Source organism: Marinobacterium sp. NO-S09, from assembly GCF_059179545.1.
Genome location: NZ_CP168954.1, coordinates 2461783 through 2488303 on the forward strand (window position 1 = coordinate 2461783; position 26521 = coordinate 2488303).

General features: G+C 52.7%; 31 protein-coding genes, 4 tRNA genes and 2 riboswitches. Of the genes, 21 read left to right on the plus strand and 14 right to left on the minus strand.

The features are described 5' to 3' along the window. Position 1 precedes the first annotated feature (1 nt). From tmk to O3C79_RS11395, 5 genes are read left to right on the plus strand one after another with little or no spacing between them, the layout of a single operon-like run. Positions 2–631, plus strand: coding sequence for a dTMP kinase (gene tmk / locus O3C79_RS11375; RefSeq protein ID WP_494383196.1), 630 nt, complete (start codon positions 2–4; stop codon positions 629–631). Next, entirely contained in the window at positions 628–1620 is a 993-nt protein-coding gene (locus tag O3C79_RS11380; protein WP_494383197.1) for a DNA polymerase III subunit delta', read from the plus strand. Before tmk ends, O3C79_RS11380 begins: the two co-directional genes overlap by 4 nt. A gap of 17 nt (positions 1621–1637) precedes the next feature. After that, a complete protein-coding gene (locus O3C79_RS11385) occupies positions 1638–1988 on the plus strand; it encodes a PilZ domain-containing protein (RefSeq protein WP_010323858.1) in 351 nt (116 codons plus the stop codon). Positions 1989–2003: 15 nt separating this feature from the next. Beyond that, complete coding sequence (locus O3C79_RS11390) at positions 2004–2786, plus strand: TatD family hydrolase (protein ID WP_494383198.1); 783 nt, start codon at positions 2004–2006, stop codon at positions 2784–2786. After that, positions 2786–3691, plus strand: a complete 906-nt coding sequence (locus O3C79_RS11395; RefSeq protein ID WP_494383199.1) for a radical SAM protein — start codon at positions 2786–2788, stop codon at positions 3689–3691. Before O3C79_RS11390 ends, O3C79_RS11395 begins: the two co-directional genes overlap by 1 nt. An 80-nt stretch (positions 3692–3771) precedes the next feature. Here O3C79_RS11395 and O3C79_RS11400 read toward each other — a convergent pair whose 3' ends face one another. The 7 genes from O3C79_RS11400 to O3C79_RS11430 form a co-directional block, all read right to left on the minus strand. After that, complete coding sequence (locus O3C79_RS11400; RefSeq protein WP_010323855.1) at positions 3772–4332, minus strand: chemotaxis protein CheW; 561 nt, start codon at positions 4330–4332, stop codon at positions 3772–3774. Then, a complete protein-coding gene (locus tag O3C79_RS11405) occupies positions 4310–5122 on the minus strand; it encodes a hydroxypyruvate isomerase family protein (RefSeq protein WP_494383200.1) in 813 nt (270 codons plus the stop codon). The genes O3C79_RS11400 and O3C79_RS11405 overlap by 23 nt, the downstream gene beginning before the upstream one ends. A 24-nt stretch (positions 5123–5146) precedes the next feature. Then, positions 5147–5479 (minus strand): TusE/DsrC/DsvC family sulfur relay protein, encoded by a 333-nt coding sequence (locus O3C79_RS11410; protein WP_494383201.1) that lies wholly within the window; start codon positions 5477–5479, stop codon positions 5147–5149. A gap of 2 nt (positions 5480–5481) precedes the next feature. Continuing rightward, on the minus strand, positions 5482–5763 hold the full coding sequence (tusB, locus tag O3C79_RS11415) for a sulfurtransferase complex subunit TusB (RefSeq protein ID WP_494383202.1): 282 nt from the start codon (positions 5761–5763) through the stop codon (positions 5482–5484). Continuing rightward, positions 5760–6119, minus strand: a complete 360-nt coding sequence (gene tusC, locus O3C79_RS11420) for a sulfurtransferase complex subunit TusC (RefSeq protein ID WP_494383203.1) — start codon at positions 6117–6119, stop codon at positions 5760–5762. Before tusC ends, tusB begins: the two co-directional genes overlap by 4 nt. Next, a complete protein-coding gene (gene tusD / locus O3C79_RS11425) occupies positions 6116–6514 on the minus strand; it encodes a sulfurtransferase complex subunit TusD (RefSeq protein WP_417682917.1) in 399 nt (132 codons plus the stop codon). The genes tusC and tusD overlap by 4 nt, the downstream gene beginning before the upstream one ends. Before the next feature lie 75 nt (positions 6515–6589). After that, positions 6590–7270, minus strand: a complete 681-nt coding sequence (locus O3C79_RS11430; protein WP_076462633.1) for a Bax inhibitor-1/YccA family protein — start codon at positions 7268–7270, stop codon at positions 6590–6592. A gap of 114 nt (positions 7271–7384) precedes the next feature. Here O3C79_RS11430 and O3C79_RS11435 point away from each other — a divergent pair. Together O3C79_RS11435 and O3C79_RS11440 are read left to right on the plus strand one after the other, a co-directional pair. Continuing rightward, a tRNA-Ser gene (locus O3C79_RS11435) sits at positions 7385–7472 on the plus strand. Between the two features lie 35 nt (positions 7473–7507). Further along, positions 7508–8293 (plus strand): pseudouridine synthase, encoded by a 786-nt coding sequence (locus tag O3C79_RS11440; protein WP_494383204.1) that lies wholly within the window; start codon positions 7508–7510, stop codon positions 8291–8293. Between the two features lie 17 nt (positions 8294–8310). Here O3C79_RS11440 and luxS read toward each other — a convergent pair whose 3' ends face one another. After that, positions 8311–8832 (minus strand): S-ribosylhomocysteine lyase, encoded by a 522-nt coding sequence (gene luxS / locus O3C79_RS11445; protein WP_010323847.1) that lies wholly within the window; start codon positions 8830–8832, stop codon positions 8311–8313. A gap of 435 nt (positions 8833–9267) precedes the next feature. Here luxS and O3C79_RS11450 point away from each other — a divergent pair, with 435 nt between their 5' ends. From O3C79_RS11450 to O3C79_RS11495, 10 genes are all read left to right on the plus strand, one after another. Continuing rightward, positions 9268–10272: a DUF4214 domain-containing protein gene (locus O3C79_RS11450; RefSeq protein ID WP_494383205.1), complete on the plus strand. Its 1005-nt coding sequence runs from the start codon at positions 9268–9270 to the stop codon at positions 10270–10272. Between the two features lie 157 nt (positions 10273–10429). Continuing rightward, entirely contained in the window at positions 10430–11194 is a 765-nt protein-coding gene (gene mtnN, locus O3C79_RS11455; protein ID WP_494383206.1) for a 5'-methylthioadenosine/S-adenosylhomocysteine nucleosidase, read from the plus strand. 30 nt (positions 11195–11224) lie between these two features. Beyond that, complete coding sequence (locus O3C79_RS11460) at positions 11225–12409, plus strand: pyridoxal-phosphate-dependent aminotransferase family protein (RefSeq protein ID WP_494383207.1); 1185 nt, start codon at positions 11225–11227, stop codon at positions 12407–12409. Between the two features lies 1 nt (position 12410). Further along, entirely contained in the window at positions 12411–13283 is an 873-nt protein-coding gene (locus tag O3C79_RS11465) for an NAD(P)-dependent oxidoreductase (RefSeq protein ID WP_494383208.1), read from the plus strand. A gap of 61 nt (positions 13284–13344) precedes the next feature. After that, on the plus strand, positions 13345–13488 hold the full coding sequence (locus O3C79_RS11470; protein ID WP_175611983.1) for a hypothetical protein: 144 nt from the start codon (positions 13345–13347) through the stop codon (positions 13486–13488). 72 nt (positions 13489–13560) lie between these two features. Then, positions 13561–13872, plus strand: coding sequence for an excinuclease ABC subunit C (locus tag O3C79_RS11475; protein ID WP_494383209.1), 312 nt, complete (start codon positions 13561–13563; stop codon positions 13870–13872). Positions 13873–13894: 22 nt separating this feature from the next. Next, positions 13895–15721 carry an excinuclease ABC subunit UvrC gene (gene uvrC / locus O3C79_RS11480; RefSeq protein WP_494385793.1) on the plus strand — a complete coding sequence of 609 codons (1827 nt, stop codon included), beginning with the start codon at positions 13895–13897 and terminating at the stop codon, positions 15719–15721. Between the two features lie 30 nt (positions 15722–15751). After that, the gene (pgsA, locus tag O3C79_RS11485) at positions 15752–16300 is read left to right on the plus strand and encodes a CDP-diacylglycerol--glycerol-3-phosphate 3-phosphatidyltransferase (RefSeq protein ID WP_029511181.1); all 549 of its coding nucleotides are present in this window, start codon (positions 15752–15754) and stop codon (positions 16298–16300) included. Between the two features lie 98 nt (positions 16301–16398). Then, positions 16399–16474, plus strand: a tRNA-Gly gene (locus tag O3C79_RS11490). Between the two features lie 20 nt (positions 16475–16494). Then, positions 16495–16568 (plus strand) — tRNA-Cys (locus O3C79_RS11495). A 418-nt stretch (positions 16569–16986) separates the two neighbouring features. On the opposite strand, the gene O3C79_RS11500 is transcribed toward O3C79_RS11495, so the two are convergent. The 4 genes from O3C79_RS11500 to gap form a co-directional block, all read right to left on the minus strand. After that, a complete protein-coding gene (locus O3C79_RS11500; protein WP_272941697.1) occupies positions 16987–17610 on the minus strand; it encodes a trimeric intracellular cation channel family protein in 624 nt (207 codons plus the stop codon). A 23-nt stretch (positions 17611–17633) separates the two neighbouring features. Continuing rightward, positions 17634–17729: riboswitch (glycine riboswitch) on the minus strand. Between the two features lie 2 nt (positions 17730–17731). Next, a riboswitch (glycine riboswitch) is annotated at positions 17732–17818 on the minus strand. A 39-nt stretch (positions 17819–17857) separates the two neighbouring features. Continuing rightward, positions 17858–18082, minus strand: a complete 225-nt coding sequence (locus tag O3C79_RS11505; RefSeq protein ID WP_076462375.1) for a hypothetical protein — start codon at positions 18080–18082, stop codon at positions 17858–17860. Positions 18083–18165: 83 nt separating this feature from the next. Further along, positions 18166–18251 (minus strand) — tRNA-Leu (locus tag O3C79_RS11510). Between the two features lie 116 nt (positions 18252–18367). Further along, on the minus strand, positions 18368–19372 hold the full coding sequence (gap, locus tag O3C79_RS11515; RefSeq protein ID WP_494383210.1) for a type I glyceraldehyde-3-phosphate dehydrogenase: 1005 nt from the start codon (positions 19370–19372) through the stop codon (positions 18368–18370). 132 nt (positions 19373–19504) lie between these two features. Here gap and O3C79_RS11520 point away from each other — a divergent pair, with 132 nt between their 5' ends. The 3 genes from O3C79_RS11520 to O3C79_RS11530 all read left to right on the plus strand — a co-directional run bounded on the left by O3C79_RS11520 (position 19505) and on the right by O3C79_RS11530 (position 21383). Continuing rightward, complete coding sequence (locus O3C79_RS11520; RefSeq protein ID WP_494383211.1) at positions 19505–20161, plus strand: DNA-binding protein; 657 nt, start codon at positions 19505–19507, stop codon at positions 20159–20161. Positions 20162–20256: 95 nt separating this feature from the next. Further along, positions 20257–20652 carry a response regulator gene (locus tag O3C79_RS11525; protein ID WP_083702990.1) on the plus strand — a complete coding sequence of 132 codons (396 nt, stop codon included), beginning with the start codon at positions 20257–20259 and terminating at the stop codon, positions 20650–20652. Positions 20653–20708: 56 nt separating this feature from the next. Beyond that, positions 20709–21383 carry a response regulator gene (locus tag O3C79_RS11530; RefSeq protein WP_494383212.1) on the plus strand — a complete coding sequence of 225 codons (675 nt, stop codon included), beginning with the start codon at positions 20709–20711 and terminating at the stop codon, positions 21381–21383. 6 nt (positions 21384–21389) lie between these two features. On the opposite strand, the gene O3C79_RS11535 is transcribed toward O3C79_RS11530, so the two are convergent. Continuing rightward, positions 21390–21686, minus strand: coding sequence for a hypothetical protein (locus tag O3C79_RS11535; RefSeq protein ID WP_494383213.1), 297 nt, complete (start codon positions 21684–21686; stop codon positions 21390–21392). Positions 21687–22728: 1042 nt separating this feature from the next. Between O3C79_RS11535 and O3C79_RS11540 the strand changes: the two genes are divergently transcribed. Further along, positions 22729–25452, plus strand: coding sequence for an MFS transporter (locus O3C79_RS11540; protein WP_494383214.1), 2724 nt, complete (start codon positions 22729–22731; stop codon positions 25450–25452). On the opposite strand, the gene O3C79_RS11545 is transcribed toward O3C79_RS11540, so the two are convergent. Continuing rightward, positions 25442–26467 carry an ABC transporter substrate-binding protein gene (locus O3C79_RS11545; protein WP_494383215.1) on the minus strand — a complete coding sequence of 342 codons (1026 nt, stop codon included), beginning with the start codon at positions 26465–26467 and terminating at the stop codon, positions 25442–25444. The genes O3C79_RS11540 and O3C79_RS11545 overlap by 11 nt on opposite strands. Positions 26468–26521: the final 54 nt, after the last annotated feature.

The window sequence follows — 26521 nt, forward strand, 5'->3', positions numbered from 1 at the left end:
GATGCAAAGCGGTCGCTTCATTTCAGTCGAAGGTGGAGAAGGGGTGGGCAAAACCACCAATCTCGATTTTATTGAAGCCAGCCTCAGGGCACAGGGGCGCGATGTTGTCAGAACACGTGAACCCGGTGGCACTCCGCTGGCCGAATCAGTGCGAGAGTTGCTGTTGGCGCCCCGCGACGAGCAGGTATCCGACCTGACGGAGCTGTTACTGGTCTTTGCTGCACGCGCCCAGCATCTGGAACAGGTTATCAAGCCTGCTCTGGCCGCCGGAAAATGGGTGCTGTGCGACCGGTTCACCGATGCGACCTACGCTTACCAGGGCGCTGGCCGCGGTATGGATATGTCAGCCATTGCCACCCTTGAGCAGCTGGTCCAGCAAACGCTCAGGCCCGACCTGACCCTGTTGCTGGACGTTCCGGTCGAAATCGGCATGGCACGTGCCAGTGCCCGTAGTGCGCCGGACCGGTTCGAGTCGGAGCAGCTGCAGTTTTTCGAAGCGGTTCGTAATCTCTACCTGCAACGCGCTGAAGCAGAACCTGATCGCTTTGCAGTAATTGATGCCTCACCTGAGTTAACCCTCGTGCAACAGCAAATTCTGGACGTTTTGCAGCGCTTTGGAGCCAGCGTATGAGCGATGTAGCTGATTACCCCTGGTTTGGGAGTCGCTGGGAGCGTGTCATGGAGCAGCGCCATCATGGTCGACTCCCGCATGCGTTGCTGCTGTCGGGGCCTGCTGGTATAGGCAAGGCAGAATTTGCCGAAGCGCTGGGTAATTTGCTGTTGTGCCACAACCCTCAGGGCAACAAACCCTGCGACCATTGTCATAGCTGTGAGCTGCGTATCGCCGGTCACCACCCCGATCGCTTTCAGCTGCGCCCGGAAGCCCAGGGCAAACCTATCAAGGTAGACCAGGTACGTGAACTGATCGATCGCCTGCACAGCACTGCCCAGCAGGGCGGCTACCGTATCGTAACTCTTGAGCCGGCCGAGTCGTTAAACACCTCATCAGCCAACGCCTTGCTGAAGATTCTGGAAGAACCCGGTGAGGATACGCTACTGATCCTGATCAGCCACCAGCCGGGGCAGTTGATGCCAACTATCCGCAGCCGCTGTCAGCGCATCGATTTTGCTATACCATCGCCAGATGAGGCCGCTCAGTGGCTGACACAATCGCTGGATCTTGAGCCGGCAAAGGCCAGTCAACTGCTTGGACTGGCTCACGGTGCGCCTTTGCGCGCGAGAGATCTGTACCAAAGTGATGCAATGGATCAGCGCAAGCTGCTGATGACGGGGCTTGCAGACCTGCTGCGAGGCCGTACGAGCGCATCCGAGCTGGCAACCAAACTAGGCAAGGCGGATCTGCTAAACTGTCTGGACTGGCTTGCCAGCCTGCTTAATGATGTGGTTCGCATGCAGATGACCGGCTCGGACGAGCCGCGGATCAACGCCGATATGCGCCGCATGCTGGAAGCAGTTGCCAAACAGACCAGTCGCGTTAGAATCTTTTCGTTAGCCGATCGCATCCAGGAAGAGAGGGTCAGTCTTATGCTGCGTCAGAATCCCAATCGACAGCTGTTGCTGGAGACACTTCTGCTGCAGTGGTCTGCATTGGTCCGATAACAGGGGAACGTTGAATCATGTCCATAATTCCAAGGATCAGTCACGGTATACTGTCCCTGAATATCGACAACAAGGAAAATCTCTACAAGGCCTACATGCCGTTTGTAACGAATGGCGGGCTGTTCATTCCCACTACACGCAGCTATCAGCTCGGGGAAGAGGTTTTCATGCTGCTCATGTTGATGGATGAGCCGGACAAGATTCCGGTGACGGGCAAGGTTATCTGGGTGACACCAAAAGCAGCCCAGGGCGGGCGTGTACCGGGTATCGGTATCCAGCTCTCCAGTGATGATTCGTCGCTGGTCAACAAGATCGAAACCTACCTGGCGGGTATGTCCAGCAGTGGGCGCCGCACCAATACACTGTAAAAGTTCAGAGGCTTGATGTTTATAGACTCTCATTGCCATCTCGATATGCTTAAGCTCGATAAGCATGATGGCCAGCTCAGCAATGTCATTTCTGCCGCTCAGGAACGCAACGTCGACAAGATGCTGTGTGTCTGTGTCGATCTTAACAAGTTCGACAGCATGTATGCCTGTGCCAGCGATTTCGACAATGTATTCTTCTCGGCCGGTATTCATCCACTGCATGTAGAAGAAAGCCCCTACGATGAAGGTCGCCTGCGCCAGCTGGCTGGTAACCCTCGCATCGTCGCGCTGGGCGAAACCGGGCTCGATTACCACTACACCCAGGACAGTATCGAGCAGCAGAAAGAGAGCTTTGCCGGTCATTTGCAGCTGGCAGGGGAGTTGGATCTGCCGGTTATCGTGCATACCCGCGATGCGCGTGAAGATACCATCGAGCTTATTAAGGCGCATGGCAATGTGAACTCGGCAGGCGTGCTTCATTGTTTTACCGAATCTCTGGAAATGGCCAAATCTGCACTGGAACTGGGTTACATGATTTCCTTCTCCGGCATCATTACGTTTCGCAATGCAGAGGAGCTGCGTGAGGTCGTTAAAGCCGTTCCGCTTGAGCGCATGCTGATCGAAACCGACTCTCCCTATCTGGCTCCGGTACCTTTCCGTGGCAAACAGAACCAGCCCGCGTATGTTGCCGACGTGGCTGCCTGTGTGGCTGAACTGAAGGGCATCCCGGTGGAGCAGGTGGCCGAGCAAACCACTGAAAACTTCTACACCCTGTTCAAGCGCACCCGAGCCAGCTGATGTGGTATTCACAGCCGCCGGTCGAGTATATCGAACCTGTGTTCCGCCCACCCAGTGAGGCTGACTCTCTAATCTTGCAGGTCACCAATGGTTGCAGCTGGAACCGCTGCACCTTCTGTGACATGTACACCGATGATCACAAGCGTTTTCGCCCCAAGGCAGAAGATGAGGTGATGGCAGAGATTGCCCGCTGCGGCCAGCAGCTGCCCCAGGTGCAGCGCGTGTTCCTGGCGGATGGGGATGCCATGGCGCTGTCTGTTCGCCGCCTCAAGGCCATTTTGCAGGCTATTCGCGAACATATGCCATCGGTACGTCGCGTTTCTGCGTACTGCCTGCCATCCAACCTCAAGCGCAAATCGGTCGAAGAGTTATCGGAGCTGCGTGAACTTGGCTTGACGCTGATTTACATGGGTGCGGAAAGTGGTTCAAATACCGTGCTCAGCGCCTTTGATAAGGGTGAAACCTTCGATACTACGGCTGAGGCTTTACTCAAGGCCGGTGAGGCCGGTATCAAGCGCTCGGTGATGCTGATCAATGGTGGTGGCGGAAAACGCTTTAGCGAGGAGCATGCGCGGGAATCGGCACGCCTGGTCAACCTGGTGCAGCCTGAGTATCTCGCCACCCTGGTGCTATTCTTTCGGCGCGGTACGGACAAAAAGGTTCTGGCCGGTTATGACGGTGATTTTCAGCCGCTTAACGGCTTGGAATTGTTCCAGGAGATGCGGATGCTAATTGAAGCTACAGAGCTGAAGCAGAGCATTTTCCGCAGTGACCATGTGTCCAATTCACTGGTTTTGAAGGGTACTCTTGGGCGTGACAAAGCCCGTATGCTGGCAGAAATTAATCAGGCAATCGAATACGCCAGCAAGCACGAGATCCCGCTGTATCGCCAGGAAGGTTTCTAGGCAAACCTGAAGCATTTCCCCATACCAAAACAGGCAGCCAACGGCTGCCTGTTTTGTTTCGATGCAAACGCTGGTTTTGCTCAGTAGCGCTGATTCATCAACTCTTCTTCTGTCAGCGGCGTGATGCTGAGCAGCATCTTGGTCAGATCCAACAATATGATCAGGATATTGTTGTGGTAGCACACACCCTGCACAAAACGCTTGGTGGAGTCGTCGCCAGAAACACTGGGCGCGCGATCAACATCGTTATGCGGCAGATTGATCACCTCGTCGACACTGTCGACTACCAGGCCGATGACTTCCTGTTCGTTGAATTCAACCACGATAACACGGGTATCGTCGTCATAGGGTACCATCGGCAGGCCAAACATCTGGCGGGTATCAATAACGGTTACCACGTTACCACGCAGATTGATGATGCCCAGAATGGAAGTATCAGCACCGGGAACCGGCGTAATTTCGCTGAAACGGAGTACTTCCTTAACCTGCATGACATCAATGCCATAAAGCTCGTCATCAACGCGGAAGGTCGCCCATTGGTGGTACACGACTTCTTCCTGCTGAGAGCGACGATTCTGGTCGTCGGCCTGATGGTTTTCCTGAAGCTGTCGCAAGTGTTCAGCCGCTGCATTCATGCTCATGCTGTCTGTCCTGTGTCATCCAAGGTTTCAGCCACTCGAGGCCGGCGTCGGTACGCCCCAGTGGATTGTACTCGAGGCTGACAATACCAGCGTAGCCCATTGCCTCGAGCGCTTTGAAAAGATTAGCAAAATGGATCTCACCTGTCCCCGGTTCATGACGCCCAGGAACATCGGCAATCTGTATATGACCGATTTTGTCTCTATTGCGCTGCAAAGTCGAGATCAGATTACCTTCCATTTTCTGCATATGATAAACATCGTACTGCAAAAAGCTGTTTTCAAGTTCCAGTTCGTTGATCAAGGACAGCACTTGCTGGCTGTTATGCAGATGGAAGCCGGGAATATCCTCGGTGTTAATGGCTTCGATCATCAGTTTCAACCCGGTTTCACCACAACGGCGATCGGCCATTCGCATGTTATGGGCCAGAGTTGCCTGAACCTGCTCGGGTGATGCATCAGGCGGCGTTTTTCCGGCCAGGCAGTTGATACGAGGCACACCCAGAACCTGACACCACTCAATCGCCATTTCCAGCCCTGCAGCAAACGCCTGCTCCCGCCCTGGAAGGCACGCCAGCCCCAGCTCGCCGGCTGCAAGATCACCTGCCGGAATATTAATCAACACTAACTGCAGCTCGTGCTTGTTCAGCTCCAACTGTACCTGCTCAAGCGGCAGGGAGTAAGGGAATTGAATTTCAACACGCTCAAACCCGGCCTTTCGAGCCTGGGCAAAGCGCTCGATGAGCGGGTATTCGGTAAACAAGAGGCTGAGGTTGGCAGCAAAGCTGAGCATTACTACTCCTGAGGTGAAAAGGGGTTAGAGACAGTTTTCGGGCTTGGGAAGCCCTGCCAGCCGTGCTGCGACCTTGGCGGGGCTGCCCGGGAACAGCTTCATCAGATGGATGCTGCGCCCCTTTTCAGGCCCCAGCTCAGTGGCAACCGCCTTAACCAATGGTCGCATGGCAGGGGAGAGCTGATAGGTTTGGTAGAACTGACGCAGAACATCGATAACTTCCCAATGCTCATCCGTGAGTTCCAGGCCATCCTCTTCAGCCAATGCCTCAGCCACGGCAGGCGACCAGCTATCCAGATTGTAAAGGTAACCCTCTTCATCCAGGCTGATGGCCTGGCCATTCACTTCAATATCCATCCTCAAAACCAGCTCACACTACGTTCATGCTCCACACAAAGCTCTACAAACCCGCTGTCGTCGACTTCTGTCAGGGCTTCGAGCTCAACACCCCTTGCTTCACGATCCGCTTTCAGAAGCTTCACACGGGCCGGCAGGCGCGCCAGTTCAGGGCGGTGCTGGGGTAAAGCCCAGTACACACCGTCTTCAATCAACAGCAGGGTATCGCCGTCCATCAGGGTGTCGCGACAGGATTCAAAAGTTGTACGATCACTGGGGGATGCGCCCAGAATATGCAAGGTCATAGCGTCAACACCACCTCATGACGAGCAATGAAATGTTTCAGTTCTTCTGCATCGAGCACGGTCGGTGCAGGCTCCAGACTATCGGCTTGCAAACCATGCAGGGCAAGCGAGCCCAGGCTGGTGTAGATATGCTCGATATTGTACATGGGCAAAGCCCCAAGCATGGCATTGGGGTTCTTGGCTTGAATGGCACTGCTGCGCTGACCGGGGAGCAACTGGAGTACAGCATCATCCAGCAGAAGCAAGCTCACCGGCTGTTCAAAAACAGCGCCAGCCAGTGCCATATCCAGAGCATCCCGCGCAGAAGAAGAGCTGTAAGGCGCGCTGCGGCAGATAATCAGAATCGATTTGCTCATCGGCCACCTCCGAAGGTCACCACACGGTCCGAAACGACGCTGGCTTCGATCAACTGGCCGAGACCTGAAAGCTCAAAGCGCTTGGCCAGATTGCCGCCTTTTTTCTCGTAACGCTTGGCTTCTTCCTTGTCGAGTATGCCGCGGCGAACGGCGGCAGCAATGCACACTACCAGGTCCAGGTCATGCTCCTTGGCCAGTGCGCGCCATTCTTGCGGCAAATTCTGTTCGTCACGCGGGGGAGATGCCAGCGCGGATGCGTTATGAACGCCTTCTCGATAGAAGAATACGCGATGAATCTGATGGCCGGCGTCCAGTACGGCACGTGCAAAGCGCAAGGCTGTGCCGGCAGAAGCTGATTGGTAAGGTGCTGAGTGCACGACAAGTGTAAATCGCATCAGGAGGAATCCGTCATGAAAAAAGCCCCGCCATCTTAGCAGATGACGGGGCTTCTCGGGCAGGTATGCTATGGCTTAGTCGTCGCTGAAAGCACCAACCAGGCTCAGCAGGTGCACCAGCAGGTTGTAAATGCTCAGGTACAGACCAACAGTCGCCATCACGTAGTTGGTGTAGCGACCATTAACGATGTTGCTGGTGTCATAGAGGATAAAACCGGACATCAGCAGTACCACTGCAGCAGAGAAAGCAAGCTGCAGGCCGGAGATATCAACACCGAACAGCGGCAGCACAAACAGGGCCAGCATGGCTACCAGCAGGACAATGGAGCCCGCCGCCAGGAAGCCACCCATGAAGCTGAAATCCTTGCGAGAAGACAGCACATAAGCAGACAGGCCCAGGAAGGTGATTGCAGTCATACCCATGGCTGTCATCACAATCTCGCCACCATTGGGCAGAGCCAGGTAGTGGTTCAGGATCGGACCCAGACCAAAGCCCATCAGGCCGGTGAATGCGAAGGTGAGGGGCAGGGCAGCTGCGCTGTTCTGCTTGCGGTTAATGACGAAAAGCAGGACAAAACCGAGCAGCACGCTACCCAGGTAGACCATGAACGGAGGGTTGATCGCCATGGAGACACCTGCTGTTGCCGCACTGAATACCAGTGTCATGGCCAGCAGCATGTATGTGTTGCGGATGACCTTGTTGGTCTCCAGCACCGCCTGTGTCGAGCGGCTATCAACAGTACGAACGTTATCCATCATAAACCTCGTGTTTTATTTCCATTTGGAGCAATGATGCGGGTTTGTAACCGTATTTCAAGCACTTTGACGGTTTGACAGCGAAAAGATTCCCAGTACAATCACTTTCGTCGCGGAGGGGTGGCTGAGTGGTCGAAAGCACCGGTCTTGAAAACCGACGAGTCGAGAGGCTCCCAGGGTTCGAATCCCTGCCCCTCCGCCATCTTCATATGATGCCTGTCCTGCTGACGAGTTCCCGTGACCGAAGAATTTCCCGCGCTGCCATTGAACATCCTTTACGAGGATGAGCACCTTGTTGCTGTCCATAAACCGGCCGGTTTATTGGTGCATCCCAGCTGGATAGCGCCTGCCAGAACGCCCAATCTTGTCGCCATGCTTCGCGAGCGTTACCCCGGTGAGAAGGTTCACACAGTGCATCGCCTGGACCGGGCAACTTCAGGCGTTATCCTGTTTGCGCGTGAAAAAACGGTCGGGCAACACCTGCAGCAGCAGTTCATGGATCGAAAGGTCAAGAAAACCTACCTCTGCGTTGTCCGTGGCTGGACCGATGAAGCCGGTGTCATTGACTATGCGCTGAAGCCAATTCACGACAAACGCGAAGACCCGCGTGCAAATCCTGACAAGGATCCTCAGGATGCCGTATCGGCCTACAGACGCATCGCAACCGTCAGCCTGCCCATTCCGGTCGGACGCTACCCTGAAGCACGCTATTCACTGGTGGAAGTAAAGCCGACCACTGGACGCAAACATCAGATTCGCCGCCACATGAAGCATATCCTTCATCCCATTGTTGGCGACACCAAGCATGGGGAAGGGCGTCACAATCGACTGTTTCGCGAGAACCTTGATTCTCACCGTTTGCTGCTAATGGCAACGGAAATCGAGTTCGAGCATCCGGTCAGTGGACAGATGATGCGTATCGAGGCTGGTGTAGGCGAGGATATCGAGCAGCTATTTGGAAAGCTGGGCTGGCTGGAAGGCTATCCGGTCGCGAGCCGAGTAGACGCGCGACCGGCAGAGTAATTCGCTGACTGGATTACTTACACTTCATTGCCCAGCTTACGCAGAGTGTCTTCATCCATTTTCAGATCGTCGTTTTTATTGACGCCAACACCATGATCCAGAATGGATTGGGCAATTTCTTTTGCCTCTTCCAGAGAATGCATCATGAAGGTGCCGCACTGATATTCGTTCAATTCAGGAATATCTTCAGCGTTCTTAACATTGATGACATCCTTCATGGACGCAACCCAGGCGTCCGCAACGCGTGACTCTTCCGGAGAACCGAGCAGGCTCATGTAGAAACCTGTGCGGCAACCCATCGGCGAGATATCAATGATTTCTACGCCATTACCGTTGAGGTGATCACGCATAAAGCCCGCAAACAGGTGCTCAAGGGTATGAATGCCTTTCTCGCCCATCATGCTGTCATTGGGTTTGTTGAAACGCAAATCAAACACGGTAATGGTGTCGCCAGACGGTGTGCTCATGGTTTTGGCAACACGAACGGCAGGCGCATTCATGATCGTATGGTCAACGGTGAAGCTGTCGAGTAATGGCATTTTCAATAATCCTGGATGCTTTGCTAAACAAGAACGAAGTTTTAACGCCTGATCACCAGTCCTGACACGGAGTTGCAGTCCGCTGCACGTAGTTTCATACATTCGCTGCTGACAGGTGAGAGCTGGTGACCCGTCATTGGTCTTCATTATAACAGAACGCAGATTGTCTCATGCCGAGTTGCCTGTTGGCAGCCTTAAAGCCGGTTGCGCGCATGAAAATCTCGAATGTTTAAAGGGTGTTAGCGCCAGAAATTCCAGCACTCCCTGATAAACACAAAACGGGTGCGTTGTGAGATACGAGGGTAGGCTACCCAGGCGCATCAAGTCGGCTGCCTTTGGCTTTCTGTCTGTGAGTTGCTATAAACAGTGAACGACTGAGTCTAGTGAAAACACCGTTAAGAAATGCACTGAATTACCCCAATAGGAGACAGGGATATGTCCAGAATCGAAACATCTATTCAGCTTCGCGAAGTAACGCCTGATGGCAAGCCTGTACAGCAGACGTATCAGGCCTGGATAGAAGATGGCAACAGCAATGGCCTCCTGTTCGACGACCCGCTTGAGCGCGAAGATGGAACGATTTATTCCGCCGAAGAAATTCAACTATACCGACTTATGCACCTTGCAGCGGGTGGTCCGCCGGAAAATGACAGCTTCCGGCTTCGTCTTAATCACGAGCAGCCAGACAAGCTGGAACGCATGGCGGATGCCTTTGCCGCACACCCCGACACTTATAAGGCGATCGGTGCGGATGAAAGAGAGCCGATTGAGCACTCAGACCTGCTTGAATACATCCTGTATGACTTTGCAGGCCTGGATACAAACACGCCGCTACATGATCTTTGGCTGGACCGTCTTCTGGCAGGCAGCCATGACCAGGGAGATGCGGTATTAGGGATTGTTGAGTCCAATGAGTTTATTACCTCCACCTTCGATGAAGTGGCAAAACTTGAATTCAGCAGTTTCATCGCCCGCTTCAATGATGAAAATGATGATGGGCTCCTGTACGACGCAAGCGTTGAGGTAGGGGATGGCCCGGTACTTTCTGCAGAGGAGGCGCAGCTATACCGACTGTACCTGGGCGCGATGGGCCGCATACCTGAAACAGACGGCTTTTTCTGGTGGCTCGACAAAATGAGGTCCGGCGACAAAGGTCTGGTTGATGTAGCTGAAGGCTTTACCAATTCCACGGAAATGACGCACTTGATGGATACTGACCAGGATGGCGATGTATCTCACTCAGAGCTACTGAAGCATCTGTATGGCACCGTGCTCGACCGGGCGCCGGATCAAGCCGGCTGGGATTGGTGGATGCAAGAACTGGAATCCGGAGCCAAGGATAAGGCGGAGGTGCTGAATGCCTTTGCACAATCAAATGAATTTGCAGAGACAACACTACAGATTGTGGGTGACTACACGTTTTTGGATTATATCCAATAGCAATACATAATACATACAAAGTATTATTAGTACATAATGGAGAATTTAACTTCCTGCGCCCCAAGCCTTTGCCTTGGGGCCATTGTGGTAATTGCCAATTAATAAAGGCGTGGTAGCATGGCTTTTCGCTATTTAACCGTCCAAGCATGCAATCCTAATGACAATAAACGCCTCCCTGTCCGAACAGCTCAAAACCCTAGACCGCCGCCCACGTGTTGCCCTGATTGGCGCCATGGACCAGGAGGTCGAGCTACTGAAGAATAATTTGGAAGACCTTGAATCACACCGCCTGTCAGGTTTCGACTTTTACACCGGTCGTATGCAGGGGGTCGATATCACATTGCTGAAATCGGGCATCGGCAAGGTCAACGCCGCGATCGGCACCACGCTGCTATTACAGATGTTCAAACCGGACGGCGTCATCAATACCGGCTCCGCAGGTGGTTTTGATGGCGCTCTTGAAGTAGGCGACGTCGTCATTTCCGATCAGGTCTGCCACCACGATGTGGATGTGACTGTTTTCGGCTACGAGCCGGGGCAGGTACCAGGTCTGCCGCCTTCATTCACCGCTGACCCCTTGCTGGCCCGATTTGCTGAAGAATCCATCGCGCAAATGACCCACGCGCGTACGGTTCGCGGCCTTATTGCTACCGGCGACAGCTTTATGAACTGCCCGGACCGGGTTGCCCAGACACGGAAACTGTTTCCGACCGTGAAGGCTGTTGAGATGGAAGCTGCAGCGATTGCGCAGACCTGCCACCAGTTCGGTACACCCTTCATCGTCATTCGCGCGCTGTCTGATATCGCCGGCAAGGAATCCAATCTTTCATTTGAGCAGTTTCTGGATACTGCCGCCCAGCATTCAGCTGAAATGGTCATGGCGATCGTCGCCAAGATCTCTCAAGCAGCTTTAAAGAATTAAAATAACGCTTTGATATAAAGGAATAATTCAATGATTACATCCTTCCATCCGCCGCAACGTACCCTGATGGGCCCAGGTCCTTCCGATGTTCACCCGCGCGTTTTGTCCGCGATGGCTCGACCCACCATTGGTCACCTGGATCCTGCGTTCATCGGAATGATGGATGAAATCAAACAGCTCCTGCAGTACGCACTGCGGACCGAAAATCCGCTCACCATGCCGGTATCAGCACCCGGATCTGCCGGCATGGAAGCCTGCTTCGTCAACCTGGTTGAACCGGGTGACAAGATCATCGTGTGCCAGAACGGCGTGTTCGGCGGGCGTATGAAGGAGAATGTCGAGCGTTTCGGTGGCGAAGCTCTGATGGTTCAGGATGCCTGGGGCACGCCTGTCAGCGTGGACAAAGTCCGCGAGTTGATGCAGCAGCATGACGATATCAAGGCGCTCGCTTTCGTACACGCCGAAACCTCTACCGGTGTATGTTCCGACGCCCAGGCTCTGTGCCGTCTTGCGCGTGATTATGGCTGCCTGACAATCGTTGACGCTGTAACGTCACTGGCCGGTGTCGAGCTGGAAGTCGATCAATGGGGAATTGATGCACTGTATTCAGGTACCCAGAAGTGCCTGTCGGCACCTCCGGGTATTTCGCCTGTCACTTTCAGCGAAGCTGCACTGGAGAAGGTTAGCAAGCGCGATAGCCGCATCCCCAGCTGGTTCCTCGATAAAAAGCTGGTCATGGGGTACTGGGGCGGCGGTCAGAAACGCGCCTACCACCATACTGCGCCCGTCAATGCCCTCTATGGCCTGCACGAATCACTGGTCATGCTGCAAGAAGAGGGCATCGATAACGCCTGGCAGCGCCACGCGGCGCATCATGAAGCACTGAAGGCCGGCCTGGAAACCCTGGGCCTCAAGTTCACCGTGGCCGCTGATGCGCGCCTGCCCCAGCTGAACTCGGTACAGGTACCTGAAGGTGTTGATGAAGCCAAGGTGCGCTCACTCCTGCTGCAGAACTACAGTCTTGAAATTGGTGCCGGCCTGGGTGACCTGGCAGGCAAGGTATGGCGCATCGGCCTGATGGGCAGCTCCTGCACCCGTCGACATGTCATGCTGTGTATTGATGCATTGGAAAACACCTTGGGCGAAATGGGCGTAGAGCTGCCTTCAGGTGCTGCCGCTGCAGCCGCCGCCACTTACGCAGCACAGGAGCAGTAATATGGCCAAGGTCGCATTCATAGGGTTGGGCGTCATGGGCTTCCCCATGGCGGGCCACTTGGCCAATGCCGGTCATGAGGTGTGCGTTTACAACCGCACACCTGCGAAAGCGGAAGCCTGGTGCAGCACTTACACGGGTCGCATGGCCGAGACGCCGGCAGCGGCTGCAGAGGGAGCAGAGTTTGTCTTCACCTGTGTAGGCAATGATGACGACCTGCTTTCCGTCACCGACAGCGATACTGGTGTACTGAAAGGCATGTCAGCGGGCAGCATTCTGATCGACCATACCACCGCTTCTGCCGATGTGGCGCGCGTGCTGAATCAACTTTGCTCCGAACAAAACCTGGGCTTTCTGGATGCGCCTGTATCAGGCGGGCAGGCCGGCGCCGAAAACGGTCGTCTCAGCATCATGCTGGGCGGTACGGAGAGTGACTACAGCAAGGCGGCCAAGGTGTTCGAATGCTATGCAGCATCACACAAACTGCTCGGGCCGGCAGGCTCAGGTCAGCTGGCAAAAATGGTCAATCAGATCGCTATCGCCGGACTGGTACAGGGGCTCTCCGAGGCCGTTCACTTCGTGAAACAGTCCGGACTGGATGGCGAAGCCGTATTCGATGTAATTCAGCATGGCGCTGCCGGGTCCTGGCAGATGGTGAATCGACATAAAACCATGCTCGATAATGAATTCGACTTCGGTTTTGCTGTCGACTGGATGCGCAAAGACCTGAATATCGCCCTGAATGAGGCCCGCAAAAATGGCGCCCGTCTGCCGGTAACCGCGCTGGTGGATCAGTTTTACGCCGATGTACAGGCGGAAGGTGGCGGTCGTCTTGATACCTCAAGCCTGCTCAAAAGGCTTGAGAAGGACAGCTAAAGCTTCGATAATGCCCAGCTTTTAGCCTTCGGGCACACAATGACTATAAAGGTACAGTTCTATGTTCAATATCGATAAGTACAGCCTGATCTCCTTTGCTCCCAGCATTGCCATTGTGGCTGCCATGCTGGTGATCACCTTCTTTGGCATCCGCTTCATGAAGCGAGAAATGGTCAAGGATGCACGCAAGGCAGGCGAGCGTTAATTCAGTACGCCTGACTTACACGGCCGGCATACACGCCGGCCAGCTTCTTTTCTCCCGATTGACAGGTTCATCATGAGCAGCTCACGCCGACAGCAGGCCTCTAAAAGGTCACCACAAGAGACTGAACGCCATCCTCTGCTTTCAGATACCGACATCAACAAGATTCTGGTCAATGGCGCTCAAATTTCGCTCAGCAAGCTGAAGCGCGCCCAGTCATTCGATGCTCGTCTGTACTATTACGCGGAAATTGGTGTTTATCTGGAAGTTTCACTCTCACGTGGCGCCGGCATCCTGGATGCGACCCGCGAGCAGCTGGAGTCCATCCATCGCGAGGCAACCCACCTGCACATGGAAGCCAACAAAACACTCAATACGGTCTCCTGAAAAAGAATAAGGGGAGGGCGTGTTGACCACCGAATTTGATAGCAAGGCATTCCTTAAAAATCTGACTCGCCGCCCTGGCGTCTATCAGATGTATGCCGAAAATGGCGATCTGCTGTACATCGGCAAGGCCAAAAACCTTAAAAATCGTGTCAGCAGCTATTTCCGCAGCACCGGCCAGTCACCTAAAACCCAGGCGCTGGTTGCTCGAATCGCCAATATCGAAATAACCGTTACCAGCAGCGAAACTGAAGCGCTACTGCTGGAACAGAACCTGATAAAACAGTACCGCCCGCCGTACAACATCCTTCTGAGGGATGATAAATCCTACCCCTATATCTTCGTGTCTGACCGGGATACCTATCCGGCCATTCGTTTCAGACGCGGCAGCAGTCGTAAAAAAGGGCGCTATTTCGGGCCGTACCCCAGCTCGGGTGCGGTAAAGGAAAGCCTTAACCTGCTGCAGAAAGTGTTTCGCATCCGCCAATGCGAAGACAGCTTCTTTCGCAATCGCTCCAGGCCTTGCCTGCAATATCAGATCAAACGCTGTACAGCTCCCTGTGTCGGCATGATCTCCGAAGAGGAGTACCAGCAGGATATTAAGCACGCCATGCTGTTCCTGCAGGGGCGCAACCACGAGATTATGAAGGTTTTGGCAAACGAGATGGAAGCGGCGTCTGCAGCTCTGGAATTTGAACGGGCAGCACAGCTGCGCGACCAGATCACAGCCTTGCAGCAAGTTCAGGAGCAGCAGTTTGTCAGCAGCCAGGGCGGTGATGCTGACGTGTTTGGTTGTGCTGTGCAGCCCGGCGGCGTGTCTATTCACGCGCTATTTGTACGTGGCGGAAGAGTCATCGGCAGCAAGGCTTACCACCCTCGCGTATCACTTGAAGATACGCCTGCCGATATTCTGGGCTCTTTTGTTGCACAGTTCTATTTGTCAGGGCCAAGAGAAATTCCGCCGCTATTGATAACGCCGGAAAGCCTGACAGATCAGGAGTGCCTTGAAGACGCACTTGGCCAGAAACGTGGCCGCAAGCTGAGCATTCAGGCCAATGTACGCGGTGATCGCGCAGGATGGCAGCGTCTGGCACAAACCAACGCGGAACAGCAGCTGAGCAGCTACCTGGCCAGCAAGCAGAACATGTACAACCGCTTCCTGGCGTTGCAAGAGGTGCTGGAGCTCGATCAGCCACCGCGTCGACTGGAGTGCTTTGATATCAGCCACAGCTCAGGCGAGGCTACCGTAGCTTCTTGCGTGGTGTTTGATCGCGAAGGGCCGAAAAAATCCGATTACCGGCGTTTCAACATCGAAGGTATTACCGGTGGTGACGATTACGCCGCCATGCACCAGGCACTCTTGCGACGCTATACACAGGTGAAAAAAGGCGAGGGGGCGGTGCCCGACCTTCTGGTCATTGATGGCGGCAAGGGACAGGTCAGCCAGGCCATGCAGGTGCTTGAGGAGCTTCAGCTACAGGACATTCTTGTTATCGGTATCGCTAAAGGCCCCACCCGAAAGGCCGGCTTTGAGGTACTGATCAGTGGCGACACCGGCGAAGAGCAGGTACTGGCCGCCGACTCGCCCGCTCTGCACCTTTTGCAGCACATTCGTGACGAATCTCACCGTTTTGCCATCGTCGGCCACCGTGCAAAACGTGGCAAAGCGCGTCGTCAATCACAACTGGAAGGTATTCCAGGCGTTGGGCCCAAACGCCGGCGCGAGCTGCTGAAGCATTTCGGCGGGGTGAAAGAAGTCGAACGAGCCAGTGTTGAAGAAATCGCAAAAGTCTCTAGTATTAGCCGGACGCTTGCGCAGGACATATACGCAGCACTTCACCCCGACTCATAAGCTGACAAACGGGACGCCCCATTGCTATCGATTAAAATCCCCAACCTGCTCACGCTGGTTCGTATTATCCTTATCCCGGTTTTTATTCTGGTTTATTACATGCCATACGCCTGGGCGCCTTGGGCCGCCTCAGCCATTTTTGGCCTTGCTGCCATTACCGACTGGTTTGATGGTTACCTGGCGCGCAAACTGGACCAGAGCTCGCCCTTTGGCGCCTTTCTGGACCCTGTAGCCGACAAACTTATGGTTGCTGCCGCGCTGGTCGTGCTGGTAGAGAGCTTTGCATCCCCCTGGGTTACCGTTCCCGCCGTGATTATTATTGGCCGTGAGATCGTCATTTCAGCCCTGCGTGAGTGGATGGCGGAAGTAGGGCAGAGAGCAAGCGTTGCCGTATCCATGATCGGCAAGATCAAAACCACACTGCAAATGGCCTCCATACTGATGCTGTTGGCTTTCCCGATCTACTCAACGCTGTCCTGGGCAGGCATTGCTGCACTCTATGGCGCAGCTGCTCTGACACTGTGGTCGATGTTCATCTACCTGCGTGCGGCCTGGCCACATCTGAGTGAAGATATTTAAGTAAGTGGTTAATTTTTAAGCAAAAATAATTAAAATTTTCTTTGTAATCTTGTTGACACCCAAGCTGAGGCCCTTATAATACGCACCAACATTGAGACGCGGGAATAGCTCAGTTGGTAGAGCACGACCTTGCCAAGGTCGGGGTCGCGAGTTCGAGTCTCGTTTCCCGCTCCACTCAATGTTAAACAAAGAATGGCTGGATGGCAGAGTGGTCATGCAGCGGACTGCAACTCCGTGTACGCCGGTTCGATTCCGACTCCAGCCTCCATTCTTTACAATATTACACAGTAGTGTTGTAAAGAATGACACCCCTCCGGGAAGCATCCCACTTAGAACACCCTCGCTACTTAGTTCAATTTAAATACTTCATTTTCATTCCGATATTTAATCGCTATTTCTACCCTCGCGTTTAACAGAAAATTTTCTTCTTTTTATCTTCTATACTCGTTTTGCGTTCTAACTGCAGAAACCAACTTGAGTCACTTCGCTCAATCAGCCCGAGACATTCAGAGCCCAACTTGATAGGCAGCCTCAGAGGCATCCTGGCGCCCTTTGAGATGCGTATAAACCTGCACAGGGCATAACTGATTAATTAGATAAAAAGATACAGCAAGGGAGAAGGGAGTGAATCCAGCTCCCGATAATCCCTGGGAGCCGAATGTCATATAAGGCGGCACGCAGCGCTCTTATTTCCATTGCTTGGGCGAGTAGCTGAACACCGGCAGGGAGAGGTGCCAGTAGATCGCACACACACGCAAAATGATTCCCACTGCAAAGGACGCAATCAGGCATAAGTCATGATTAATACCCAGCTGCTCCAGCTGCAGGTACAGGATGCCAACTAGAAGCGAAACGCTGGCGTAGAGCTCATGGCGTAGCACGACGGGCACACGCTGGCAGAGGATGTCGCGCAACACGCCACCACAAATACCTGTAATCATGCCGGCCATCAGCACAATGGCGGTGTGATAGCCAAGCTGAAGAGCCACGTTACAGCCGATGATGGTAAAGGCCACAAGTCCCATGGCATCCAGTAGTAGAAACAGCCGATGCAAATGGTGCATGAAGCGCGCCAGAACGACGGTTAACAGGCCGGCAGAAACGGTCAGGTAAATGTATTCAGGATGCTGTGTCCAGGATACCGGGAAGTTGCCGAGCAGGACGTCACGAAGTGTTCCGCCGCCGAGGGCGGTAATAAAGGCAATAACACCCACACCGAAGATATCCATGTTGCGACGGCCGGCAGCAAGTGCGCCAGACATGGCCTCAGCGGTAATAGCGATAAGATAGATATATAGAAGCACGGTCATACCCTCCTGAAAGAGTAGTTGCCGTCCCTCCCTCTGTCCGGTTACCTGAGAGTTTGCGCGCTCATGCGTGCGCGTTGCCCCTTCGGTGGGTCTTGCGACCTCTCTCCAGTAGACGAGTCAATTTGGTGTCGCAGTACTGTTGCCTGAGCGATTATGGGAGTTTGCGCCTTCGGCGGGGCGCTAAGGCCCTCTCTCCTGTGACCGGCGCATTATAGCGAGCCTGAGCAGTCTGTCTACCACATCCGGCTCATGACCGGCGTTTAATATCCTTGATCAGACTGGAGAGGTCCAGCCCTACGTTTTCAGCCATGGAATCCAAATCATTAAAGCTGGGCGGAAAACGGGGTTTTGATTTCTGTTCTGCCTGTTCCTTGGCACGTTGCTCAGCACGCAGTTGAAGGTCTGCGGTAATTTTATCCAGCTGCTCCAATTCCAGCTGCATTAAAAAAACGGACACATCAGTGTCTGACATATAAGCCAACCCGGCACTAGCCTGTTAATGGAACAAAAAGCGCAAAGATTAATAGGTGGGGGAACGCATGAAGCATTTGCGATTGGTGCCCGGAACCGGACTCGAACCGGTACAGCCGAAGGCCGAGGGATTTTAAATCCCTTGTGTCTACCAATTTCACCATCCGGGCACATGAAACGCTGTTAAAAAGGTGCGACAGCCTGTTTAATCAATGCGTTGGGAGGCGTATTTTCCCGTTGACCTGCGTAAAAGTCAAATAGGAAAATAGCCTCTGGCGAAAAAAGACTAACCTTTAGCCATACACGCCGCAGTATCCAGCATGCGGTGAGAAAATGCCCATTCGTTATCGTACCAGGCGAATACTTTAACCATTCGGCCCAGCACATGCGTCTGTATACTGTCAAAAACACAGGACGCACTGTGGTGGTTGAAATCGATGGAAACCAATGGGGTCTGGTTATATTCAACAATGTTGGCCAAGCTGTTTTCAGATGCGCTTAACATCGCCTGATTGATTTCATCAACACTGGTGTCGCGCAAGGCGGTAAACGTCAGATCGACAAGCGAGACATTGGCCGTGGGAACACGCACCGCCAAACCGGACAGTTTTCCATCCAATTCGGGCAGGACAAGACCTACCGCTTTTGCTGCACCCGTTTTGGTTGGAATCATGGAAAGAGCCGCAGCACGTGCACGATAAAGATCCTGATGATACACATCTGTCAGATGCTGATCGTTGGTATAGGCATGAATGGTTGTCATCAGGCCTTCTTCGATACCAACGGCCTGATGCAACACCTTGGCCAGAGGTGCAAGGCAGTTGGTAGTACAGGACGCGTTGGATACAAGGCGATCCTCAGCTCTAAGCTGATCATGATTTACACCAAATACAATGGTTGCATCCATGTCCTTGCCCGGAGCGGACAGCAAAACCTTGCCGGCTCCCTGATCAAGGTGAATCTGAGCCTTGGCGCGCTCGGTCATTCGCCCGGTACATTCCAGAACGATATCAACACCCAGATCGGACCAGGGCAGGGTAGAGGGGTCAGGCATACACAGCATGGGGATGCGATATTCACCCACCACCAGGCAATCGCCTTCGGCCTTCACTGACCACTGAAAGCGCCCGTGCACAGAATCATACTCGGTCAGGTGCGCACTGACACTGGCATCGCCAAGGTCATTAATCGCTACTATCTCAAATTCATCATTACGCCCTGACTCAAACAGGGCACGCAGGATATTGCGTCCAATTCGGCCATAACCGTTGATGGCAATACGTACAGGCATGGCATCACTCCTTTGCAAGACAGACCACGATTACATAGTAGATGACAGCGACCTTTTTGCCGACTTGTCATCCGGCTGTTAACAGCATAAGTTAGTGTTTAATACATATTCTTAATACATATCAAGTATCAGATGACTAAGAAAAGTGATACCCATGCCAGAGCCATGCAGGTAGCCGACCAGCTACTGGAAGAAGGCGTCCGGCCCACGCAGCAGAATGTGCGTGAACGACTGGGGAGTGGAAGCCTGACCACCATCAATCGTGCACTAAACGACTGGTGGCATACTCTGTCGGATCGCATTCAGCGCCGCAATCAGCACCCGGACCTGCCTGAACCGGTAGCAAAACTGGCAAGTCAAACCTGGGATCGCGCACTGGCGTATGCCGAAAACCGCTTCGAGCAGAAGCGAAGAGCGCTTGAAGAGGAACAGCAATCCCTTCTGGCGCAGTCTGAAAGCATGCGAACCGGTGGTGAGCAGGCACTCTTTGAGGCACATAAGCAAAATGCACGCCTGCTTGAGCGATGCGAACAGCTAGCTGACGATAAGCGCCAGCTCGAAAAGCGCATTCTTGAGCTGGAAGAGTCCAATATGCGGCTCAGCTCAGAGCGGGATAACCTGGTGCGCGACCTGAAACAGATGCAGCACATGACCGGAACCGGATCAGCAAGCTCTGAAGAAATGATCGAACTGCGTGTTCGCAGCCGTGTGCAGGAAGAAGAACTGCAAAGATTACGTGACCAGAACCATTCACTGGCAGGTGAAGTGGCGCGCCTCAGGTCCAGCTAAATTCTAACAAATCACTTTTCATTTAATGGTTAACCATTTGAAAAATGGAAATATATCTACCCACAGAGACGCGTGTTCAGGATGTAACCGAGCGCATGAGAGCTTGCGAGTCGGGAGATATTGTCAGTTGCTCAGACGAAGCGCTGTTTGAAGTTATCAAGGCTGTTATGGTGCGTGAAAAACTCACTGGCCTGACGATACAGCTACTCGACTCTGATGAATATGTGCTGCGTACAGTAACAAGCAAGCGCCGCAGCGAAAAACAGCAGGATCGTTTTACAGACCGCCAGGAAGCCGTCATACGCGCACTGGAAAAGGTTCTGGCACACTGTGAAAAAGAAGGCATTCAGCTGGTCGGCTTCAGCGATGAACTGGTTGCGATTCCGGCGCACATGGACGATGGCTCCGGCTTCTCGGCAGCTGCAGTAGATATAGATACATCAGGCATCTATCGCGGCGCTGATTCACGTCAGGGTATACCAAAGATTTAACAAGTTATGCGCTAGCATCTGATACCCTGTAATCTGATTTACCAAGGCCCTTACTTATGAGTTCCAAGATCCGCATTCTACTGGTTGATGACCACTCCATTGTTCGCGCCGGCTTTCAGCATATGCTGCTGAAGGAAGCGGATATGGAGATCGTGGCCGAAGCCGAGAATGGCGGTGAAGCAGTTGAGCTCTACCGCAAGGTCAAGCCGGACGTGGTCGTCATGGATCTGGCGATGCCCGCGGACAACAACAGCACTGAGTCCTCCTCAACAGCAGGAGGTCTGGACGCCATCAAGCGCATCATTCTTGATGATGCAGGTGCTCGTATCCTGGTACTCACCATCTGGGAAGCATCACCATACCCGGCACGGGTTGCAGAGGCAGGGGTCAAAGGCTATGTGACCAAGCGTTGCGCACAAAATGAACTCGTTCATGCCGTACGCGAGGTCTATTCTGGCCGGCAGTATTTCTCGCCCGCGATCAGCGAACAGATTGACGCTGATGGCGACAGTAACTGCGATAGCTCACCCATTTCACAACTCACGCGCCGTGAACTTGAAATTTTCACACTGCTTGCCGAAGGGCGCAGCGTGAATGCAATCGCCGATGCGATTTTCCTCAGCCCCAAAACCGTCCATGCACATCGCGCCAACATTCTGCGCAAACTTAACCTCACCAACGGCTCTGAGCTTATCTACCTGGCGCTGCGTAGCGGCATTATCCAGACCTGATTTCTATCAGGCGTAATGTACGGGTGCCTGGTCGTCCAGATAGTTACAGATCAGCCCCGGATAAAGCTCTACCAGATGATGCGTCAGCTCCGATTCCACGACAAACATTTGCTGGCCGGGAAGGGCGTCTGTCTTCGCCAGTACCTCATAAAGCCTGCCCCTGGTCAGCAACTGGGTATCACCTTCATATAGATCTGCCTCCAGCTGAACCAGCGAGCCCACAGGTATCGAAGCCCACAAATGCTGCGCCTCCAGCAGGGTATCAACGGTGTAATCGACAGAAGTCGACTCTGATTCACGCATAGGCACGCACCTCGATAAAAGCCCAATATAAATATTAGACCTCTTGTTGGAAGGAAAGTCAGATTTATCTGGCACAAGTGCAACATGTATCGTGATGACTCGCCAAAATTAACACAACTAAGCTTTTTAGATCATAGCGTTATGTAATCTAAGTGAAAAATTACATTAGGTTGAAGGTAACACTCAGAGCGACACGGGATACCGATACCCAGCGTGACTGAAGCTCAAAAACATCAGACATCTTGCCTGGAGCATCTGAAATGAAGATAACCGCACCAGGACAAACGACCCATACAAACATCCGAAATACTGGCTCAGAAATACATAGAAAGAACAATCAAAAGGCGGACAGGATCCCTGAGTGCTTATCAGCGCCCATGTACCTCAAACCAACAAAAAAGTTTACCTATGCAGGTGAGCAGCAAATCACACAAAACCGTACGGAGCTTGCACAGAACGACGCTCAGCCCACGAAACTCAAATCTTGGCGACTCTCCGCACCAATTCCAGTGACCTTAATCCACTGATAAGCCAGCAGTGGGTCAGCAAAGAAAAAGCGCGATAACTCAGACCTATCTCAACACTAATTACAGATGGCACTGGAAACGGACATGTTGAGGAAGGTGGGCAAGCAGGCCGCAGCCAGAGAGCAAGAACCCAGACGGAGCCCAACATAGGCGGTATTAATTCAAAGGTTCCTCAGTAGCATCGGATAGACCAGTTCAACGTCACTCTGAATATAGTAAATTTAACATAATATACATTATACGAAGTTAAATATGGCGCGTATCAGGGCAGGATTTGGAGGTTATCCTGATAGTTTCCCCAGCCTTTGCTTAGTACCGATAACCTGATTTATCGGCATTTGTGTAAGCACAGCCTGCCTGACTTCAATGCACCTGTTTTTACGGTTCCCAATCATTAGCCAAACCAAATAACTTCGGCCTCGCGAATCTACCATTCATTGGAGCGACAACTGCTCAGGTGCGCGCAGCTTTTTAGCCGGCCTATACTAAGACTTTCAAACCAACACGTGTGAACCATGTCGATCATTTGGCGCTGCTGGATTACTGTCACTGTCATCCTTGCTCTCATGCTTGGCACCCTGGGTGTTTTGGTCAGCCTTCAGCATGATGCTGTCCTGGCATCGCTCACCAATAAGCGCATTTCGGTTATCGCACAGAACACGGCAAACAGCTTTCAGCAAGCACTCGATATCGGTCTTCCACTTGCCAGCATCCGCAATGCCAATGACATGCTTAATCGTATCCGTGGTCAAGATTCGAGCCCACTTCAAATATCGGTTACAGACACATCTGGCGACATCGTTTTTATGACAGATCAGCATGCCAATTTGCTGCCTGACGACCAATGGCTAATGCAGCTCAGCGCCAGTAATGAACAAACTCTGCATTCTGAAACGGATAAGTTGTTAACCAGCGGGCTTAAGCTAAAAGCCATTGATGGCAGTGTCGCAGGAATCGTTATCGTCGCGTATGCCAAAGAACACTTTGATGATGTCAGTCACAGCCTTGTAACCAAATTAATTTCTGGCGCCCTGGTCATGTTGGTTATTTTTTCATCAGCAACCTGGCTGGTTCTTTTTTATACATTGAGAGATGCGCGTCGTGGATACAGAGAAATAATCAAGCTTTTACGCTCTTACGCATCCACCCAGTCAAAGCTCCCCCGCCCTGCTCCGCCTACCATTGCTTCTTATGGCTTTTTTACCGATGCGGTATATGAGCTTCATAACAACCTTGCTGAGGCTGAATCCTGTTTCCGCCGACTGCAATATGAGCAACAAACACCTGAGGACGGTACCAGTACCCGCTCAACATTAATCATGCCGTCGCCCAATAATTCCCTTGCGTATTCGATGAGCAGATACCTGACCCCCTGGGCAGCACTTATTCTGGTTTCGGCCATTATGAGCTTTGGTGCCTATGCTCATCATCATACCCAAAGCTCGTTTGAACCAGAGCAAGCGGAACGCCTTCAGTTGATCGGCAAGCTTGTAAATACAGACATACAGCGCGCAGTAGACTCAGGGGTTCCACTGCGGGATTTGGTTGGTGCCTCAAGTTATTTCAATGAGTTATTAGCAGCTTTTCCAGAGATTTCTTACCTTGGCATCAGGGGGGATATTCTGAATGTTTCTGCAGGCGCACAAACAGAGCCAGGATTCTGGTCATTCGGAAATATCAGCTTTACCGGCCTTCCCATTCGACATGATGGTCAACAAATAGCGGAACTCATTATTCAGCCCAACCCGCATTACTTCACCCTTCAATTTCGGGACATCCTGCTGGACCTCGGTGTATTCACAATTGCTGCTTTGTTAGTGGCTTTCCACGTTTTTGCCGTGACATTCAGCGCAACGTTAACCGGACCGTTTAACCGGCTTATGTATCTGAGTCAGTGCCAGGCCAAAGGTGACTTTGCAGTTCGCCTTAATCACTTCAGACATAGTGAGATTGATCGAGCAGCCGCTTTTTTGTCAGAGAGAACAGCCCGGTTGGGAGAGACTTCAAGCTCGTTAATTAAACCTCGCGCACCGAATGTACTCGAGTTTGCGTACCTCAATGATGTACGCCTTCCTTTATTCCTGTATGCATTCACAGATGCTCTATCTGTTTCTTTTTTGCCCGTATACACCGCCAACTTGAGCAATAGCTTCCACTGGATTGAAGGCCCTCTGGTTCAGAGCCTGCCTCTGGTGGGTTACCTTCTTGCTATTACACTGATATCTCCCCTGGTAAGGCCAGTCATTGCCAGAATGGGTCACCGCCGCACATTAATGTGGAGCAGCCTGCTTTGCTCCCTTTTTTATGCCGGGTTATGGACCGCCGATACTACGGTCGAGCTTACGCTCTATCGCTCATTAACCGGGGCCGGTTTTGCGCTTTCTACACTGGCATGTCAAGACTATACCCTTGACGTTAGCCAGCCTGCTCAGCGTTCACGGGCACTTGCCCTGTTTACCAGCACGCTGTTCAGCGGAGTTTTTACAGGTGTTGCTGTAGGTGGCATCCTGGCTGATCGAATAGGTGCATCCAATGTATTTGCCATTGGCGCGGCTATGGTACTCCTGGCATGGGCGCTTGTTTTTTTGATGCTTCCGCGCCAGCATCACCGCGCATCTATGCACCCGTTCAGCCTCAAAATTTGGCGTCCTTTATCCAACAGGCAATATCGACTTCTTGTCTTGGGTGCAGCGATACCATCAAATGCACTCACACAATGCTTCATAGCATTTCTGTTGGCATTGCAGCTTCATTCTATTGGTGCATCTGCAGCTGATATTGCCCGGGTAATGATGCTCTACTATCTGATTATCATGATTGCCAGCGCCCTTGCTCCTCGCCTCTTACCCGAAATAAGCAATTGGACAAAAGCAACGCTAGGCCTTTTGATTTCAGCATTTGCTCTGGGTATGGCGTCCGTCTCACCGACTTACTGGACCCTTCTATTGGCTGTTATCGTAGCTGGCCTGGGGCAGGCACTATTGAGGGACCCGACTATCGCCACGGCACTGCAGCTGTCTGACTCTCAACTAAAAGCCTTTGGCAGTGATACCATCCTGAGCAGCCTGAGGGCCATTGAACGTATTGGCAGTGCCTTAGCACTTCTCGTCATTGCTTTTATGGTTCAGCACTATGGTTATAACACCGGTATTGCCGTGCTGAGTGTTTGGCTCGCACTGGCGGGGACTTTATGCGCGATCTGGCAGAGACAGTGCGTGTCTCAACCACTCAATGATTAACCGTTTCAACAAACTGAAGCATCTCGACGGATGGGTAAAGTTGAAGCTTTTTCGCCGTGCCGATATTCACTACGTAGGCAAAATTTTGCACTCTCGCGATGGGAATATCACCCGGCGTGCGCTTTTCTATTATTATTTCCTCTGCAAGCTCGCCTGCCAGCCGACCGACTTCATAATACCTGGCAGCAACAGACAATAGAGCACCAGACTCTCTTACCAGCCGCTCATAAGGGCTAAACAACGGCATCTGATTCGCAATTGCTGCGTCCGCCAGAGTATCCCGGTGCGCATCCAAAAAGGAGCTGGAGCCTAGATACAGGAACTCCACACCTTGCGATTTCAGCATGGCCACTTTCGGAGCAATATCACTGGAGATTGGCTTACCCTCGACATCCTGAGCCAATGGCAGCGCTACTAATTCCAAACCCATTCTGGGCGCTAAGATGGCCAACTCTTCCTTTTTAAGTACAGAGTTTGGTTCATCCTGATTGTAAATCAGCCCCAATCGCTTCAGAGTCGGCAAATATGCGCGCATGGCATTGATGTTGACCTTCTCAGGCACTCGATTAAGTGTACCTGTCAGGTTTTTACGGCCCGAGTATTCCAGGCTTTCGACAATACCGGCTCCGACAGGATCGGCAACTATGGTGAATATTTGTGGAATCTCTCGATTGTAATTTTTGTTATCGCGCTCCCCCATACGTCCCGCAAATGCCAGCGTTACGCTCGTTCCCCAGGACAAAATCAGTTCGGGTTTCAGCTTTTTGGCCTCTGCCAACAGTTGCGGTAACCGTTGCGGCTGGCGCTGGGCATTTTTGATGGTCAGCCTGACACTGGGCAAATGTTCTGCCAGATAATCCTTAAAGCCTTGGCATGATTCTTCACAGCCACGCCAGTAAACAGCATAAATATGATGCGTAGCCTCAGAACCATCCGCATCAGTGGTGCTTGCGCCAGCAACAGGCAATGCCCAAACACAACAGCTGATGAGTATTCCAAATAGTCTGGCAACCATGAAGAGCCCTCCTTTTATCCCTTTTCAGGGTAGCTCCTCATGCCAAACTGTGTA

Bases quoted from the DNA above. Each gene is read 5' to 3' on its own strand.
- O3C79_RS11470 (WP_175611983.1), top strand. From the start codon at position 13,345: ATGTTCAATATCGATAAGTACAGCCTGATCTCCTTTGCTCCCAGCATT.
- O3C79_RS11535 (WP_494383213.1), bottom strand. From the start codon at position 21,686: ATGCGTGAATCAGAGTCGACTTCTGTCGATTACACCGTTGATACCCTG.
- O3C79_RS11505 (WP_076462375.1), bottom strand. From the start codon at position 18,082: ATGTCAGACACTGATGTGTCCGTTTTTTTAATGCAGCTGGAATTGGAG.
- O3C79_RS11465 (WP_494383208.1), top strand. From the start codon at position 12,411: ATGGCCAAGGTCGCATTCATAGGGTTGGGCGTCATGGGCTTCCCCATG.
- O3C79_RS11395 (WP_494383199.1), top strand. From the start codon at position 2,786: ATGTGGTATTCACAGCCGCCGGTCGAGTATATCGAACCTGTGTTCCGC.
- O3C79_RS11410 (WP_494383201.1), bottom strand. From the start codon at position 5,479: ATGGATATTGAAGTGAATGGCCAGGCCATCAGCCTGGATGAAGAGGGT.
- O3C79_RS11405 (WP_494383200.1), bottom strand. From the start codon at position 5,122: ATGCTCAGCTTTGCTGCCAACCTCAGCCTCTTGTTTACCGAATACCCG.
- O3C79_RS11400 (WP_010323855.1), bottom strand. From the start codon at position 4,332: ATGAGCATGAATGCAGCGGCTGAACACTTGCGACAGCTTCAGGAAAAC.
- tusB (WP_494383202.1), bottom strand. From the start codon at position 5,763: ATGACCTTGCATATTCTGGGCGCATCCCCCAGTGATCGTACAACTTTT.
- tusD (WP_417682917.1), bottom strand. From the start codon at position 6,514: ATGCGATTTACACTTGTCGTGCACTCAGCACCTTACCAATCAGCTTCT.
- luxS (WP_010323847.1), bottom strand. From the start codon at position 8,832: ATGCCATTACTCGACAGCTTCACCGTTGACCATACGATCATGAATGCG.
- O3C79_RS11450 (WP_494383205.1), top strand. From the start codon at position 9,268: ATGTCCAGAATCGAAACATCTATTCAGCTTCGCGAAGTAACGCCTGAT.
- tmk (WP_494383196.1), top strand. From the start codon at position 2: ATGCAAAGCGGTCGCTTCATTTCAGTCGAAGGTGGAGAAGGGGTGGGC.
- O3C79_RS11430 (WP_076462633.1), bottom strand. From the start codon at position 7,270: ATGGATAACGTTCGTACTGTTGATAGCCGCTCGACACAGGCGGTGCTG.
- gap (WP_494383210.1), bottom strand. From the start codon at position 19,372: ATGCCTGTACGTATTGCCATCAACGGTTATGGCCGAATTGGACGCAAT.
- O3C79_RS11460 (WP_494383207.1), top strand. From the start codon at position 11,225: ATGATTACATCCTTCCATCCGCCGCAACGTACCCTGATGGGCCCAGGT.
- O3C79_RS11525 (WP_083702990.1), top strand. From the start codon at position 20,257: ATGAGAGCTTGCGAGTCGGGAGATATTGTCAGTTGCTCAGACGAAGCG.
- mtnN (WP_494383206.1), top strand. From the start codon at position 10,430: ATGACAATAAACGCCTCCCTGTCCGAACAGCTCAAAACCCTAGACCGC.
- O3C79_RS11540 (WP_494383214.1), top strand. From the start codon at position 22,729: ATGTCGATCATTTGGCGCTGCTGGATTACTGTCACTGTCATCCTTGCT.
- O3C79_RS11475 (WP_494383209.1), top strand. From the start codon at position 13,561: ATGAGCAGCTCACGCCGACAGCAGGCCTCTAAAAGGTCACCACAAGAG.
- O3C79_RS11390 (WP_494383198.1), top strand. From the start codon at position 2,004: ATGTTTATAGACTCTCATTGCCATCTCGATATGCTTAAGCTCGATAAG.
- O3C79_RS11500 (WP_272941697.1), bottom strand. From the start codon at position 17,610: ATGACCGTGCTTCTATATATCTATCTTATCGCTATTACCGCTGAGGCC.
- tusC (WP_494383203.1), bottom strand. From the start codon at position 6,119: ATGAGCAAATCGATTCTGATTATCTGCCGCAGCGCGCCTTACAGCTCT.
- O3C79_RS11385 (WP_010323858.1), top strand. From the start codon at position 1,638: ATGTCCATAATTCCAAGGATCAGTCACGGTATACTGTCCCTGAATATC.
- O3C79_RS11380 (WP_494383197.1), top strand. From the start codon at position 628: ATGAGCGATGTAGCTGATTACCCCTGGTTTGGGAGTCGCTGGGAGCGT.
- O3C79_RS11520 (WP_494383211.1), top strand. From the start codon at position 19,505: ATGACTAAGAAAAGTGATACCCATGCCAGAGCCATGCAGGTAGCCGAC.
- O3C79_RS11530 (WP_494383212.1), top strand. From the start codon at position 20,709: ATGAGTTCCAAGATCCGCATTCTACTGGTTGATGACCACTCCATTGTT.
- O3C79_RS11545 (WP_494383215.1), bottom strand. From the start codon at position 26,467: ATGGTTGCCAGACTATTTGGAATACTCATCAGCTGTTGTGTTTGGGCA.